This window comes from Burkholderia sp. SRS-W-2-2016 (assembly GCF_001931485.1).
Taxonomy (GTDB): domain Bacteria; phylum Pseudomonadota; class Gammaproteobacteria; order Burkholderiales; family Burkholderiaceae; genus Paraburkholderia.
The window spans coordinates 17,810-32,628 of sequence record NZ_MSDV01000059.1 but is presented as its reverse complement, the minus strand read 5'-3'; the positions used below and the strand labels follow the sequence as shown (position 1 = coordinate 32,628).

The 14,819-nt window shown below is 64.5% G+C and carries 13 protein-coding genes; 6 read left to right on the top strand and 7 right to left on the bottom strand.

Features of this window, described 5'->3' with window-relative positions; all coding sequences use genetic code 11:
- Positions 1-301 precede the first annotated feature (301 nt).
- Positions 302-1,354 (top strand): NAD(P)-dependent alcohol dehydrogenase, encoded by a 1,053-nt coding sequence (locus tag BTH42_RS25635; RefSeq protein WP_075303975.1) that lies wholly within the window; start codon positions 302-304, stop codon positions 1,352-1,354.
- 767 nt (positions 1,355-2,121) lie between these two features.
- Complete coding sequence (locus BTH42_RS25630) at positions 2,122-3,078, top strand: LysR family transcriptional regulator (protein ID WP_075303974.1); 957 nt, start codon at positions 2,122-2,124, stop codon at positions 3,076-3,078.
- A gap of 64 nt (positions 3,079-3,142) precedes the next feature.
- Here the strand turns inward: BTH42_RS25630 and BTH42_RS25625 are convergent, their stop codons facing one another.
- Positions 3,143-4,288, bottom strand: coding sequence for a nucleoside hydrolase (locus BTH42_RS25625; RefSeq protein ID WP_075303973.1), 1,146 nt, complete (start codon positions 4,286-4,288; stop codon positions 3,143-3,145).
- Positions 4,289-4,387: 99 nt separating this feature from the next.
- Positions 4,388-5,455 carry an SDR family oxidoreductase gene (locus BTH42_RS25620; protein WP_075303972.1) on the bottom strand — a complete coding sequence of 356 codons (1,068 nt, stop codon included), beginning with the start codon at positions 5,453-5,455 and terminating at the stop codon, positions 4,388-4,390.
- Positions 5,456-5,556: 101 nt separating this feature from the next.
- On the opposite strand from BTH42_RS25620, the gene BTH42_RS25615 reads away from it, so the two are divergent.
- Positions 5,557-6,465: a LysR family transcriptional regulator gene (locus BTH42_RS25615; RefSeq protein WP_075303971.1), complete on the top strand. Its 909-nt coding sequence runs from the start codon at positions 5,557-5,559 to the stop codon at positions 6,463-6,465.
- A gap of 179 nt (positions 6,466-6,644) precedes the next feature.
- Here the strand turns inward: BTH42_RS25615 and zwf are convergent, their stop codons facing one another.
- The 5 genes from zwf to BTH42_RS25590 all read right to left on the bottom strand — a co-directional run bounded on the left by zwf (position 6,645) and on the right by BTH42_RS25590 (position 11,753).
- Positions 6,645-8,126, bottom strand: coding sequence for a glucose-6-phosphate dehydrogenase (gene zwf / locus BTH42_RS25610; RefSeq protein WP_075303970.1), 1,482 nt, complete (start codon positions 8,124-8,126; stop codon positions 6,645-6,647).
- 243 nt (positions 8,127-8,369) lie between these two features.
- Entirely contained in the window at positions 8,370-9,302 is a 933-nt protein-coding gene (gene lhpI / locus BTH42_RS25605; RefSeq protein WP_075303969.1) for a bifunctional Delta(1)-pyrroline-2-carboxylate/Delta(1)-piperideine-2-carboxylate reductase, read from the bottom strand.
- Positions 9,303-9,385: 83 nt separating this feature from the next.
- Positions 9,386-9,634, bottom strand: a complete 249-nt coding sequence (locus BTH42_RS25600) for a hypothetical protein (protein ID WP_075303968.1) — start codon at positions 9,632-9,634, stop codon at positions 9,386-9,388.
- A 70-nt stretch (positions 9,635-9,704) separates the two neighbouring features.
- On the bottom strand, positions 9,705-10,337 hold the full coding sequence (locus BTH42_RS25595) for a C39 family peptidase (RefSeq protein WP_075303967.1): 633 nt from the start codon (positions 10,335-10,337) through the stop codon (positions 9,705-9,707).
- 75 nt (positions 10,338-10,412) lie between these two features.
- Entirely contained in the window at positions 10,413-11,753 is a 1,341-nt protein-coding gene (locus BTH42_RS25590; protein WP_075303966.1) for an FAD-binding oxidoreductase, read from the bottom strand.
- Between the two features lie 248 nt (positions 11,754-12,001).
- Here BTH42_RS25590 and BTH42_RS25585 point away from each other — a divergent pair, with 248 nt between their 5' ends.
- The 3 genes from BTH42_RS25585 (at position 12,002) to BTH42_RS25575 (ending at position 14,739) form a co-directional block, all read left to right on the top strand.
- Entirely contained in the window at positions 12,002-12,259 is a 258-nt protein-coding gene (locus BTH42_RS25585) for a helix-turn-helix domain-containing protein (RefSeq protein WP_075303965.1), read from the top strand.
- 1 nt (position 12,260) lies between these two features.
- On the top strand, positions 12,261-13,601 hold the full coding sequence (locus BTH42_RS25580) for a type II toxin-antitoxin system HipA family toxin (protein ID WP_075303964.1): 1,341 nt from the start codon (positions 12,261-12,263) through the stop codon (positions 13,599-13,601).
- A 283-nt stretch (positions 13,602-13,884) separates the two neighbouring features.
- Complete coding sequence (locus tag BTH42_RS25575; RefSeq protein ID WP_075303963.1) at positions 13,885-14,739, top strand: helix-turn-helix domain-containing protein; 855 nt, start codon at positions 13,885-13,887, stop codon at positions 14,737-14,739.
- The last annotated feature ends 80 nt before the right edge of the window (positions 14,740-14,819 follow it).

Below are 14,819 nucleotides of genomic sequence, written 5' to 3'. Positions count from 1 at the left end.
AGCATCAAAAGATCTACTGCGCCGTCGCTCAGGAGTTTTAGGCAAAGCTTCAAGACGATCAGGCATTCCGCGAGCGCGGGCCGGCTCCTAAGATGGGAACCCTGCCGGATCGCCTTTTTTGCCGCGCAGCGTGCCGGTCTTCACCGCGATGGGATGTGTGTCCCGTCAGGTTGTGAACGACATCCACCTACGCTCGCGCCCGATCCCGGTTCATGCTGCGGCGCCCGCCTCCGCGACTCAGGTCGCGCATCGCCGACGCGCCGCACTCTTGCTCGACCACCCTCTTTTGCTGGAGTTACCCATGAGCACGACTTACGCCTATGCAGCGAGCGACGCCACCAAGCCGCTCGCCCCGTTCGAATTCCAGCGCCGCGCACCGCGCGCCCATGACGTGCAGATGGAAGTGTTGTTCTGCGGCGTGTGCCATTCCGATCTGCATCAGGCTCGCAACGAATGGAAGAACACGGTTTATCCGGTGGTGCCGGGTCATGAGATTGTTGGCCGCGTGACGGCGGTCGGTCCGGACGTGACGAAATACAAGGTGGGCGATCTGGTGGGCGTCGGCTGTCTGGTCGATTCGTGCCGCACCTGTTCGAGTTGCGAGGAAGGTCTCGAGCAGTATTGCGAGAATGGCTGGGTCGGTACTTATAACGGTGTGGACCGCGTCGACGGCCAGGTCACGTATGGCGGCTATTCCACGCAACTCGTGGTCGACGAAGAGTTCGTGCTGCGGGTGCCGACCAATCTCGATCCGGCCGGTGTTGCACCGTTGCTGTGCGCGGGGATCACCACGTATTCGCCGCTGCGCACGTGGGGTGCGGGTCCGGGCAAGAAAGTCGGGATCGTCGGCCTCGGTGGCCTCGGCCATATGGGTGTGAAGCTGGCGCGGGCGATGGGGGCGCATGTGGTGCTGTTTACGACGTCGCCGTCGAAGATCGAGGATGCGAAGCGGCTTGGCGCGCATGAAGTGGTCGTGTCGAAGAATGCCGCGGAGATGGAAGCGCATGTGAATAGCTTCGATTTCATTCTGAATACGGTGGCAGCGCAGCACGATCTGAATCCGTTTTTGAACCTGCTGAAGCGGGACGCGACGATGACGTTGGTGGGTGCTCCGGAGCACGATCATCCGTCGCCGCAGGTGTTCAATCTGATCTTCAAGCGGCGCCGGCTCGCTGGGTCGTTGATTGGCGGGATTGCCGAGACGCAGGAGATGCTCGATTTTTGTGGTGAGCATGGGATCACTTCTGATGTCGAGTTGATTCCTATGCAGAACATCAATGACGCTTATGAGCGGATGCTCAAGAGTGATGTGAAGTATCGGTTTGTAGTGGATATTGATTCGTTACGGAAGTAACTGGGGGTTCTTTTTTTTGCTCGCGCAGTGGGTGGGGGTTTTTGCGCCTGCGGCGCGGGCTTCTGTTTCTTCTTTTCGGTGCTCTATTGCTTTTGGCCTTTCCTTGTTTTCTTGTCGGTCTATTAGCGTTGCCCCTGTGCGGGGCGGCACCTACTTTCTTTGCTGCTGCAAAGAAAGATAGGCAAAGAAAGCAGCTTCACACCGCTAATTCTTAAGCGGGTCCCTCGGTCAACCACCGGTAGTGGTGCATCTGGAATCTGTGCTCCCGCACATTCCACCCCGGTGACAAAGCAGTCATTCTTCCGGCGACGCTCCGCGCGCCGAAATCCGGAAGCCAAACAATCGGCCGTTTTTCGCGTCTCGCCGAGGCGCAGCCGATGGCCCCCACAAACAATAAGAACACCACCGCTTTCCCTTGCATACCCGTCCGCGACGCACGCAGTGCGGAGTGGGAGCCGATGACGGCTTTGTCACTACCGCGGAGTGTGCGGAAACACGGATTCCAGATGCACCACTACCGGTGGCCCGCTACGGTTCCCGCTTAAGAGTTAGCGGTGTGAAGCTGCTTTCTTTGCCTATCTTTCTTTGCAGCAGCAAAGAAAGTAGGTGCCGCCCCGCACAGGGGCAACGCTAATAGACCAATAACAATTCAAGGAAAGGCCAACAACAACAGAACACCGAAAAGAAGAAAAACCACCAAAAGAACCAAAAAAAACAGCCCCACTGCCGCAGGCAAAAAAAACCACCACCATCAAGGAGTATGCCCCGTGATTGACAGAATAACTGCAATGCGCACATTCATCCGAATCGTGGACACCAACAGCTTCACCCGCGCAGCGGAGTCATTAAACATCCCGCGTGCAACCGCAACAACAATCGTCCAGAACCTGGAAGCCCTGCTGGGCACAGCACTATTAGTCCGTACAACCCGCCGCCTGAGCGTCACGCCGGAAGGCGCCGCGTACTATGAGCGTTGCGCGCAAATCCTCGCCGACATAGACGAAATGGAAGCCAGCATCCGTCACGCAACCGACAACCTGGCCGGCCGCCTCCGTATCGAAATGCCCAGCGCCGTCGCCGGCGCAATCGTGCTGCCAGCCCTCGACGACTTCCATGCCCGCTACCCGAACCTCGATCTCACCATCGGTGTCAGCAACCGGACCGTCGATCTGGTCTCCGAAGCAATCGACTGCAGCATCCAGCTCGGTGAATTGCCCGATTCGAATCTGGTCGCCAAACACCTCGGCACCCTCGAGCACGTCACCTGCGCGAGCCCCGACTACCTGGCCCGCCACGGTGCGCCCGCCGACCTCGCCGAGTTGCGCGCGCACGTCGCGGTCAATTGCGTGTCGCCGCATAACGGCCGCGAATGCGATTTCGACTTCGAAGTGGACGGCGAAGCGCTCAGCGTCAAGCTCAAAGGCTTCATCCAGGTCAGCGACGAACAGGCCTATCTGAGCTGCGGTCTGCAAGGCCTCGGGCTGATTCAGCCCGCGCGGGTCGCCGCGCAGCCCTACCTCGATTCGGGTCTGCTGCGCGAAGTGCTGCCGCAATGGAAACCGGTGCCGATGCCGGTCTCGGTCGCCTACGTGAAAAACCGTCGGGTGTCGCCCCGCGTGCGCGCATTCGTCGACTGGCTCGCGGAGCTGTTCGAGAAAGCCGGTCACGTCGAGCAGGATCTGTCGCGAGTGCGGCAGTTGTTGCGCGGCCTGCATCCCGCCTGAGGCGGGTGTAGGCCCGCGTGTAGACCCGTGTGTAGGCCCGTAACCCGCGCGCATTTAAAAAATCTTAGTCCGGTAATTTCACCGGCACCGGCCGCGTCAAAAGATCGACATAGAAATCGAAAAAGGCCGGATTGTCGAAACGTTTGACGATCGTCATTTTCTGCAACCCCGCCGGCGGCGAACTTTTATAGCCGGTTGCCTTGCCATCGTTGGCGCCGAAACCCGCATCCACGTCCACCCACTCGTCGACCGTCTGCGTCGCGAACGACGGATGCATGAGGTAAGCCAGCGTCAGCGTGTCCCAGATGTTGGTCGTGTAATTCGGGTTCGTCTCGAAGCCGTTCTTGCCATCGTAGCCATAGCCGTTCAGCGTTTTGAACAACTGCGTGACGATGGTCTGCTTCGCCGGATCGTGCGCGACGCGATCGTACAGCGCCTTGTCCATCTGCACGGTGTTGGTCACGTCGAGCGGAATCACCGTCTGTCTGATCGGCAAACGCAGCACCGTTTTCGCCGCCTCGGGATCGAACCACCAGTTGAACTCGGCGGTCGGCGTGGTATTGCCGGGCACCTCGATCGCGCCGCCCATGTAAATGATCTGCTTGATCAGCGGCACGATCTCCGGATGCTCGCGGGTCGCGAGCGCGATATTGGTCAGCGGCCCTATCGCGAGTATCGTGACCTCGCCCGGATAGCGCTTCACCGAGTCGACGATGAAATCGACCGCGCTCTGCCTTTGCACCTTCGTGTGCGTCGCAAAACCGTCCGGCGGCGCAACGAGGTCGCTCGCCGATTTCGGTTCGGGCATGCTCCACGCGCCGAGATAACCGTCGCCGCCGGGGAATGCTTTCAGTTCCTGCTGGATCGTCGCGTAGTTATGCGACAGCGGGTAATTGGCGCCCGCATACACGCCGATCCGATTTTCGACGCCCAGACGCTCGACCGATTTCAACGCATCGGCCACGCCCTGCATCAGCCACTGGTTGCCCGACACGACGGTAATGCCGAGTACTTTCAGCGCTCCGCGCGCCTGCAATTGCGCGGCCATCACGCCGAGCTGGCCGTCGTCGGAGAGCGTGTTGTAGTCGCTGTCGATGATCACCTTCGGCGCACCCGCCGCGGCATTGAGTTCGCTACCGCCGCAAGCGCCCGGATTGACCATGATTGCCACGCTCGCCGCCCAGCTCAATGCCACGAGAATTCGCCTCATCGATCTCCTCCTTAAAGGATGCCGCCGTACCGCGCGGAAAAGGAAAACAATCATAGGCTCAATCGCGATGAAATCAACGTGTTATGCAGAACCAATCAATCACGGAATCAACCGACGCCGCCGCAACTCGTCGAAAATACCGAACAGCATGGTTTCCGTGTCGACGAACTGGTGAAAGCCGAAGCGCCGCGCCTTCGAGCCATCGCCGAACATGTCGTAGTCCCAGGAGAAAACGAAGTCGGCGAATCGCCATGACGATAGCTGTTCGTAGGCGACCGGCTGCAAACCATGCTTGCGCGCCATCGCGTCCCACAGCGGCGCTTTGTCGGCCATCACCGTGGCCAGCGACAACGGCAACGGCGGCGCAACCTCGAGCCCGAAATAACGGGCGATTTTCGGCCACAAGTCGTTCCAGCGAAACAGATCGCCATTGCCGATATTGAACGCCTGGTTCGCCGCGCGCGGCTCGGTCGCGGCCCAGACGGTCGCGCGCGCGAGCAGACCGGCATCGGTCATTTCCAGCAGCTTGTCGTAGGCGCCCGGCTTGCCGGGAAAACGCAGCGGCAAACCCAGTTCTTTCGACATCGATGCATAGACGGCAATCGCCAGCGCGAGATTCATCGGATTGCCGAGCGCGATCCCGCCGACCACCGCGGGACGGATTGCCGACCAGTTCCAGCGCCCGTTCGTCCGCCGCGCTTCCAGCAGGCGTTGCTGATCGAACATGAATTCGGGCGGCATGAATTGCGCGTCGTCTTCGCGCGCCGGCGTCTTGAATGGCCCGAGATGACCGCCGTACACCTTGTAGCCCTGCATCAGACTCACGTGTTCGAGGCCCGCCGCGACCGGCTCGAGCGCGTCGAGCAGGTTCGTCAGCATCGCGAGATTCGGCGCGACCAGTTCGGCCCAGCTACCGCGGTCCTGGTAGGCCGCGTAAAACACATGCGTGACGTGATCGAGCGCGCGCAGCTTCGCGCGCGTGTCAGCCGCGTCGAGCAGATCGACGCCCACGTATTGCACGCGGCCGTGCGCAGCGCCCGCGCGCCGCGCGAGACCGATTACGTCCCACTCGTCGAGCGTGGCCAGATGGTCGATCAGATTGCGGCCGATCACGCCGTGCGCGCCGGCCGCCAATGCCACTTTCTTCGTTGTCTTTACCGTGTTCATCGCCAGACTCCGTCCGTTATGTCGAGTAAGCGGAAGATATCGGCGCGTACGGGGTTTCGGTAGACTGCCCGCTGGCACATCACCTGTGAACTGAACTCACGATGGCACGATTGGACGTGAACCGCTCCGGCGAACTCGAAGTGTTCGTGCGGGCAGTCGAGCTCGGCGGGTTTTCCGCGGCGGCGCGCGCACTCGGCATGGCGCCATCGGCGGTCAGCAAACTCGTGGCGCGCCTCGAAACGCGGCTGGGCGCGCGTCTGTTGAATCGCTCGACGCGCAATCTGCAACTCACGCCCGAGGGCTGCGTGTTCTACGAACGCGGCGTACGCGTGCTCGCCGAACTCGACGAGACCGAGCGTAGCGCCGCGGTCGGCGCTACGCCGCGCGGCCGTCTGCGCGTGCATGCGAACGTGCCGCTCGGCCGCCACTATCTGGTGCCGCTGCTGCCGGCCTTTCTCGACGCGCACCCGGACATTACGGTCGATCTCGTGCTGACCGATCAGGTCGTCGATCTGCTCGAACAACGCACGGATGTCGCGATTCGCAGCGGCCCGCTAAAGGACTCGCAGATGGTCGCGCGCAAGCTCGGCGACGCGGCGATGGTGATCGTCGGCGCGCCCGCGTATCTCGAGCGCCGCGGCACGCCGCGCACGCCGGCCGAGCTGCGCGCGCATAACCGGCTCGGCTTCGGTTTCTCACGCGCGGTCAACGGCTGGCCGTTGCTCGATCCGCGCGACGGCAGGATCGAAGTGCCGGTCGACGGCAACGCGCTCGCCAGCGACGGCGACACACTGCGGCAACTGGCGCTGGCGGGCGTGGGACTGGCGCGGCTCGCCGCGTTTCAGGTCCGCGACGACGTGCGCGCGGGACGTCTGACGGTGCTGCTCGACGAATTCGCCCCCGGCGACACCGAGCCGGTCAACGCGGTTTATCTCGGCCGCGGCGGCCCGCTGCCGGCGCGCGTGCGCGCGTGGCTGGATTTTCTCGCTCAACACGTGCGGATCGAATGATCCGGATGACTAATGATCGGCGCGGCCGCCCGACGTAGCCGGCCACCGAGGCCTGCCTGCGCCACTTAACCCGTAAACGACCGCGGCTCGTGACGTCCCTACGAACGTAACGAGCCGCCTGAATCCGCACGCCACCGACAAACCATCGGGCCGGCGCGCCCCTGCTCAACCCCACAGCGTTACTGCGATTCCTCCGCCCACACCGCGTTTTCGCGCGCCATCAGCGCGGTCGATGCCGCCGGCCCGAACGTGCCCGCCGAATACGAACGCGGCCGCTCGCCGGACTTCGCCCAGCCGTCGAGAATCGGCTCGGCCCACGCCCATGCGGCCTCGAGTTCGTCGCGCCGCATGAAGTGCGTGAGGCGGCCGCGAATCACATCGATCAACAGGCGCTCGTACGCTTCCGCGCGACGCTCGGTGAACGCCTGCTGCAAATCGAGATTCAGGTTCACCGGCAGCATATGCATGCCGCTGCCCGGCTCTTTCGCGAGCATCTGCAACTGGATCGATTCCTCCGGCTGCAACTGGATCACCAGACGGTTACCGTAAGTGCGCCCGCCGCTCGGAATGATCGAGAACGGCAATTCGGAGAATTCGATCACGATCTCCGACAGCTTCTTCTGCATCCGCTTGCCGGTACGCAGGAAGAACGGCACGTTGGCCCAGCGCCAGTTGTTGATCTTCGCGCGCAGCGCGACGAAGGTCTCCGCGCGGCTGCCGGCCGGCACGTTGTCTTCCTCGAGGTAGCCCTTGACCGCTTCGCCGTCGACCGCGCCGGCCGTGTACTGGCCGCGCACCGTGTCGCGCGCGATGTCCTCGGGCGTCATCGGCCGCAGCGAGCGCAGCACCTTGAGCTTTTCGTCGCGCACCGCGTCGGGGTCGAGCGACACCGGCGGCTCCATCGCGACGATGCATAGCAGCTGCAGCAGGTGGTTCTGCACCATGTCGCGCAGCGCGCCGGTCTTGTCGTAGAACCCCGCGCGGCTGCCGACGCCGACCGTTTCGGCCACCGTGATCTGCACGCTCTTGATATACGGCGCCTGCCACAGCGGCCCGAAAATCGGATTGCCGAAGCGCAGCACCATCAGGTTCTGCACGGTTTCCTTGCCGAGGTAGTGATCGATCCGGTAGATCTGCGCTTCGCTGAAATGCTTGCCGACCGCGGTGTTGATCGCCTGCGCGGACGCCAGATCGTGGCCGAGCGGCTTTTCGAGCACGACTCGCGAGTGAGCATCGACGAGCCCGGCCGTCGACAGGTTCTCGCAGATGTTGGTGAACAGATCCGGTGACGTGGCCAGATAGAACACCCGGCGCACGCCGTCGCGCGACGCTTCCTTCAGGCGCTGGTAGTCGTCCGGCGCATCGACGTCCATCCGCACGTATTCGAACAGCGCGAGAAATTTGTCCCACGCGGCCGCGTCGAACGCTTTCTTTTCGATGAAGGGCTTGGCCTTCTGCTCCATGAATTCGGCGATGTATTCGTCGCGCGACCACGGCTTGCGGCCGATCGTCAGAATGCGGGTTTCGGGCGGCAGATTGCAGTGCAGATGCGCCATGTAAAGCGCAGGCAGCAGCTTGCGGAACGACAGGTCGCCGGTGCCGCCGAAGATGATCATGTCGAGCGGCAGGTCGGGTGTGGCGGAAGCTTGTTGGGTCGTCATGGCACGGTCGCAGCGTCTAGAGAAAAGGCGTCGATCAGGAATCGGCGAATCGCGAACGGGTCAACGGCACACGTCCACGTGGCGCTTTTTCCGGCAAACGCCTATGGTGCAACGTTTTGGGATAGTTTGCACGGCAACATCTGCCGCAGCTTGGCGCAAGATGCCAACACCCTGCGGCAGAGGCCTGTTTTTAAGGGATTTTTTGCAATTCCGGCGGCGGCCGTCGGCGCCGCATTCACCGTATCAATTACCCGCCAGCGCCGCCCGCGCGACCCGGCACGCGGCGAGATCCCACGCCGCGCAGCCGACGCTCTTGAACACCACCGGTCCCGCCGGCAGCGGCTGCGCGTTCTGCAACACGGCCGCGATCCCGCCGACCCGCGCCCAGTCCACACCCGCCTGAATGAAATCGCCGGCCTCGTGCTTCGCGCCGGCCAGATCGTCGACGAACAACGCGCTGCCGGCGAGCGTGCTCGCGCCGATCTCGACCATCTCAGGCGTGAACGCGCCGACGCCGATCACGAGCCGCCCGGCGCGCGCCGCTTCGTCGTAGACCGGCTGCCGGCTGGTGGTCAGCGCGATCACCGCATCGATCGACTCGGGCAGCGCCGCGAGCCCGGGCGCGAGCGGCTGCAGTTCGCGCACCTTGCCGCGCTGCGCGGCGCAAAACGCGTCGGCGCGCGCCGGCGCGCTGCCCTTCACCCACACGCGCGCGTCCGGATACAGCTCGCCGATCGCTTCCAGATGATTGAGCGCCTGGGTGCCGGTGCCGATCAGCAGAAATTCGCGCGGCGCGCGCGCGGCGAATGTCGCGATGCCGAGCATCGACATCGCCGCGGTCCGGCGCCCGGTCACGGTCGGGCCGTCGAGCACGAACAGCGTCTCGCCGGTGTCGGCGTCGCAGGCCATCACCTGGCCGTGAATCGTCGGCAGATTGCGCGCGCCATTGCTCGCGCACACGTTGACGAGTTTGTGAATCGCGAGGTCGGGCGCGGTCGCGGGCATCGACAGCATGATGCCGCCGGCGTTCAGCGGTACGACGAGCCGTTCGGGACTGACGATGCGCTGCTGCGCGTAATCGATGCTCGCGCGCTTGAGCGCGTCGACGAGAGCGGCATACGGCATCAGGCGCGCGCTGGCGGCGGCGTCGAAGATCTGCGTGGTCGGGCGGCTCATGGGCGGGACGGTCCAGTGCTGGGTTGAGGTGGGTATGCGCCACCGTAACCGAGCGGAAATAAAACCGCCAGTCGCGCGCCGCGTTATTGCTTCGGGCTGTGCTCGCCCTTCTTGCCGCCCTTGAACATTGCCCGGCATGCCGGACTCAGCTCGTCGACGTGCTGCTTCATACAGGCGGTGATCTTCTCTTCGTTCGGAATTTCCGCGGCGCAGAAGTGCATCGCGTCGCCACGGCAGGCGTGGGCCTGTTCGTCGCGGCTCGCCGCGGCGGCTGAGCTGGAGGCGCCCAGCGCAACAAGGGCGGCGGCAAGCAGACACAAATTTTTGTTCATCGCAGCTCCGTGGGTCGAACGTCGATCCACGCCTGGTAGCACGAAACAGGCCTGCCCCGTCGGCACGACGTTATCGCGCGGGCAGGCTCAGCGTCATCCCCCGCCCCGCATAGAAACGCGCGATCGTCGCGAACGGCAGATACACGTCGGCCTGATACGGCGCGACACCCGACGGATTGTGAAACCACACGCCGTTGCGATCGCGCCCGTGCAGCAGGATCAGATGACCGCCGCGGTGCTGGTTCGGCCGCTCCGGATAGCGGATCTCGGGGCTCACCGACACGATCGCGAAGGTGTCGGCGGCGAGCCGCGTGGCGATATCCTCGATCGATACCTGCGGCAGCACCTCGACTCTCAGCCCGAACGCGTCGCCGACCCACCCGGCGAACGGCCGGTAGATCAGGCCATCGACGCCGCCGTCGTCGCGCAGCCGGTACACGCCGTGCCGCAACGCGTCGTCGAGCAACGCGGCGCGCGGCGCGTGCGCGATGCGCCAGTAGTCGAGCACCGATTCCAGGCAGGTGAGCCCGCACAGCCGTTTCGCCCAGAAGCGATAGCGCTCGGGGTCGGCGAAACCGCTGCGCTGCCAGTGCGGATCGTCGCACGGGTCGCGTTGCTGTTCGACGATCTCGCGCACCCACTCGGGGCTACCCCATTGCGTGTAGTACGGGACATCGGCGTGGCGCAGGGCGGGTTCGGTCATCGGTGGTTGCGGTGGCTTTTAAGCGGTGGTTTTTAGCGACGGCTTTAGCGCTATAGGTGAGCGTGAAGCGTGGCGTTACAGCATGCTGCGCGGCCGCTGCATCGTGCCGTCGAAGAACCGCTGCAAGCGGAACGCCGACAGATCGAGCGACGCCTGTCCGCCGTCGTTCAGTTCCGCGAGCAGCTTGCCGACGATCGGCCCCATCGCGAAACCGTGCCCGCAGAAGCCGGTCGCGATCGTCAGGCCGGGCACCTGCGGCGGCGCGTCGATCACCGGAATGCCGTCCGGCAGCACGTCGATCAGACCGGCCCACGCCTCGACGACCTGCGCATCGCGCAACGCCGGAAACAGCGCGCGCAACTTTTGCAGCGCGCGCGGCGCATGGCCCGCGTTCGGCTGCGGCTGCGGATCGCGCGGAGAGAGCACGCGCCCGGCGTCGGGCACGCCGCCCGGCAAGCGCTCGCGCAAATCGCGCAGACACGCGCCGTTCAGATGGAAGCTGAATTTCTCGCGCTGCTTCCACAGCTCGGGCAAAAACCACTTGAGCGCGCGGAAGTGGCCGAGCGTCATGTCGACGTCGACCTGCATGTCGTCGGCGAGATTGATCGCGCCGTTCGCGCGCTGGCGGATGCCGAGCCCGTGCCCCCAGAACGTCGACGCGGTAATCGGCGGCAGTGGATTGGTGCGCATGCAGGTGCCGCGCACCGCCTGCTGCGGCAGTTCGAGCCCGAGCGTCCTGAGCAGCCGCCAGCTGCTCGCGCCGGCCGCGCAGATCAAGCGCGAGGTGGTCACCGTGCCGCGCTCGGTGACCACGCCGGCGATCGCGCCGCCCGCGCGTTCGACGCCGACCACCCCGCAGCCCTCGAAAAACAGCGCGCCGGCTTCGGCGGCCCGGGCCGCGAACGCCGCGGCGGCGCGGCGCGGTTCGGCCTGACCGTCGCTCGGCGTGTAGAGGCCGCCGAGCGCGGGCCCCTGCATCCCGGTCACGACCGTATCGATCTGCTTGCGGTCGAGCGTGCGCGTGTCGAGCCCGTATTGACGCGCGACCTCGAGCCATTGCTGGAACGATGCCCAGTCTTCTTCATCGGACGCGACGTACAGACAGCCGCCCTGGCGCCACTCGAGATCGAAATTCAGCTCGCGCTCGAGCTCTTTCCATAATGGAATGCTCGCCATCATCAACGGCACTTCGGCGGCTTCGCGGCCCTGCTGACGCACGAAGCCCCACGCGCGCGACGACTGCTGCCCGGCGATCCGCGACTTGTCGAGCACCACCACCGACAGCCCGCGGCGCGCCAGATACCAGGCGGCCGCGCAACCCATGATGCCGGCGCCGGCGATCACGACGTCGGCATGGTTCGGAAACGGCTGGTCGGCCCGGGTGAAGTTCGAATGCAGCGGGTAAGTCGTGGTCATGACGGAACGGGTGACGGGAAGTGGGCGTCATCTTCGCAGGCGCACGCGTTGTTCGCAATGCCGCGCGCGCGAGACCGAACACCTCGCGAGGCGCGCAAACCCGCGCTGCGCGGACGTTACAGCGGAATTTTCGATGCGTCACCATTTATTCGCAAAACGAATATTTGACGTTTATTCGCCAAACGAATATTTGACAAATATTCATCTCGCGAATAAACTGCATTTATTCGTTTCACAGATAATCCGCCATGCTCAATCTCATTGCCACACCGGCCCAACTGGCCCAGCTGCTGTCGGCCAGCCGCCGCGAGGCCGGCTTCACGCAGGCCGAAGCGGCCGCGCGGATCGGCGTCAGCCAGAGCCGCATTTCCGCGTTCGAGTCCGACGCCAGCGCCGTGACCGTCGCGCAGCTGCTGGCGCTGTGCGGTGTCTACGGTCTGCGGCTGCAGGTTCAGGATCAGGACGAGCCGCCGCCCGTGGAAACCCCAGCCGTGACCGAGTGGTGAGATGGCGCGGCCCACTCACTCCCGCGCCCTGTCGGTCTGGGCCAACGGCGAACGCGTCGGGGTCTGGCGCCTGCCCACGCGCGGCCCGATGGAATTCGTCTACGAAGCCGGCTGGGTCGCGTCGCCCGCCGGGCGGCCGCTGTCGCTGTCGTTGCAGTTCATGCCCGGCAACCGCGCGCACAAAGGGCCGCACGTCCTCAACTACTTCGACAACCTGCTGCCCGACAGCGAGGCGATCCGCAAGCGCATCGCGGCGCGCTACCAGACCGAGACGCTCGACGCCTTCGATCTGCTGCAGGCGATCGGCCGCGACTGCGTCGGCGCGGTCCAGCTGCTCGCCGAAGACGACGTGCCGAGCGGTGTCGACCGGATCGAGGGCACCCCGCTCACGGACGACGAAATCGAGCGGCTGCTGGCCCAGACGGTCACCAATCCGACGCTCGGCGCGCCCGACCAACCCGACGACTTCCGCATCTCGCTCGCCGGCGCGCAGGAAAAGACCGCGCTGCTGTGGCACGAGGGGCGCTGGCAGCGGCCGCACGGCGCCACGCCCACCACCCACATCTTCAAACTGCCGCTCGGCCTCGTCGGCAACCGGCTCACGGATCTGAGCACGTCGGTCGAGAACGAATGGCTGTGTCTGCGGATTCTGCGCGAGTACGGCTTGCCGGTCGCCAACACCGAAGTGCTCAGCTTCGGCAAGCAGCGCGTGCTGGCGGTCGAGCGCTTCGACCGCCAGTTGCATTCGAGCGGCAACTGGCTGCTGCGTCTGCCGCAGGAAGACTTCTGCCAGGTGTATGGCGTGCCGTCGCATCGCAAGTACGAGAACCAGGGCGGCCCGGGAATCCGCGAGCTCGCGCGAATCCTGCAGCAATCGGTCGATGCGCGGCGCGACCTCGAAACCCTGCTCGCCAGCCAGATCCTGTTCTGGATGCTCGCCGCGCCCGATGGCCACGCGAAGAATTTCAGCATCCGCCTGCTCGCGCGCGGCCAGTTCCGGCTCACGCCGCTCTACGACGTGATGTCGATCTGGCCGGTCGAAGGCAACGGTCCGAATCAGTGGTCGTGGTACAAGGCGCGCCTCGCGATGGGCCTGTGGTCGCGCAGCAAACACGACGCGTTTCGCGACGTGCAGCGGCGGCATTTCAACGCGATGGCGCTCAAGTGCTCGTACGGCGACGACGCCGAGCCGCTGATCCAGCGGCTGATCGAACAGACGCCCGGCGTGATCGACCGGGTCGCGGCGGCGTTGCCCGATCGCTTTCCGTCGAAAGTCGCGGAACGGATTCTCAAAGGGCTGAAAAACGCGGCGCGCAAACTCGACGCAATGCCGGCCAACTGACCCCGCTCGATTCCATTCGCGCAATCCCTACCGTGTCGTCAGCGTTTCGCCGGTAAAATACTTTTATTCGTTAAGCATAAAAAAGTCGTTGGCGTGGGCCGTTGCGTCGCTTGTCATCGACGACCCGACGGGTAGCCTGACAAAATCACAAATTGTGAATTTTTTTACGGTACATTTGCTGACCCCGGCGTAGCCGATCCTTGCGCGTTGCCCGCGCCTGGGCGGTCGCGCCTGTCGATCGCGCTCCCCCTGTACCCTTTAAGACGGCGGATTCTCAAGCAGTATGGCCAACGAAACACACTCACCCGACTCCATCGCGGTTGCCGAGCGCGTGCGCGAGTTGATGAGCCGGCATGGAATCGGCAAACGCCAGCAGACCACGGAGCTATGCCGGATCCTCGACCTGAGTTTTTCCCAGGGGCATCGCAAGCTGCGCGGCAATAGCCCGTGGACCCTGTCGCAGATCAAGAAAGTCGCCGAGGTTTTCGACGAACCCGCGGCGCAGCTGTTCGGCGCGCAATCGCTCGATCCGGGCGTGGTCGGCGCGGTGGCCCAGGAGGCGCTGTTCTGCATCGGCGCGAATGAACTCGCCTGCACCGCGTGGGTCGGCGCCGCGCTCGAGCCCGGCAGCCGGCCGGAGTTCATCGCCTATTCGCGGCTCGGTCAGTGGCGCGTCGCGCGGCACGACGGCACGCTCTACCAGAGCGCCTACGAAGTCCACAAGATCGAGATCTATCCGCGCCGCGCCGAAACCGACAAGCCGACCATCGCGGTCGTCGACGACGATCGCGCGAGCGCCGACAACCTGCGCGACTATCTGGAGCGCAGCGGCTTCACGGCGGTGGCGATCTACGGGCTCGCGGCGTTCACCGAACAATTGCAGACCCAGGTGTTCGACGGCGTGATCGTCGACTGGCTGTTCGGCTCGCAGACCTCGGCGGCCGCGATCCGCGCGGTGCGCGGGTCGGAAAACCCGGATGCGCCGATCTTCGTGCTGACCGGCGAACTGCTGACCGGCAAGGCCAGCGAATCGGAGATCAGCCAGGTGATCCGCGATTACGACGTCGCCTGTTACGAGAAGCCCGCGCGCATGGCGATTCTGGTCGCCGATCTGTCGAAACGTCTGAACCGGCCGTGAGGCTGAGGGGCGGCGAAGTCGCAACTTGTGCCGCCGTGTGCCGCCGTGTGCCGCCGTGTGCCGCCGCGAATCGCGCAGGC

Coding starts and splice junctions, on each gene's coding strand:
- BTH42_RS25635 (WP_075303975.1), top strand. CDS start 302: ATGAGCACGACTTACGCCTATGCAGCGAGCGACGCCACCAAGCCGCTC.
- BTH42_RS25625 (WP_075303973.1), bottom strand. CDS start 4,288: ATGAGGCGAATTCTCGTGGCATTGAGCTGGGCGGCGAGCGTGGCAATC.
- BTH42_RS25620 (WP_075303972.1), bottom strand. CDS start 5,455: ATGAACACGGTAAAGACAACGAAGAAAGTGGCATTGGCGGCCGGCGCG.
- BTH42_RS25615 (WP_075303971.1), top strand. CDS start 5,557: ATGGCACGATTGGACGTGAACCGCTCCGGCGAACTCGAAGTGTTCGTG.
- zwf (WP_075303970.1), bottom strand. CDS start 8,126: ATGACGACCCAACAAGCTTCCGCCACACCCGACCTGCCGCTCGACATG.
- lhpI (WP_075303969.1), bottom strand. CDS start 9,302: ATGAGCCGCCCGACCACGCAGATCTTCGACGCCGCCGCCAGCGCGCGC.
- BTH42_RS25600 (WP_075303968.1), bottom strand. CDS start 9,634: ATGAACAAAAATTTGTGTCTGCTTGCCGCCGCCCTTGTTGCGCTGGGC.
- BTH42_RS25595 (WP_075303967.1), bottom strand. CDS start 10,337: ATGACCGAACCCGCCCTGCGCCACGCCGATGTCCCGTACTACACGCAA.
- BTH42_RS25590 (WP_075303966.1), bottom strand. CDS start 11,753: ATGACCACGACTTACCCGCTGCATTCGAACTTCACCCGGGCCGACCAG.
- BTH42_RS25585 (WP_075303965.1), top strand. CDS start 12,002: ATGCTCAATCTCATTGCCACACCGGCCCAACTGGCCCAGCTGCTGTCG.
- BTH42_RS25580 (WP_075303964.1), top strand. CDS start 12,261: ATGGCGCGGCCCACTCACTCCCGCGCCCTGTCGGTCTGGGCCAACGGC.
- BTH42_RS25575 (WP_075303963.1), top strand. CDS start 13,885: ATGGCCAACGAAACACACTCACCCGACTCCATCGCGGTTGCCGAGCGC.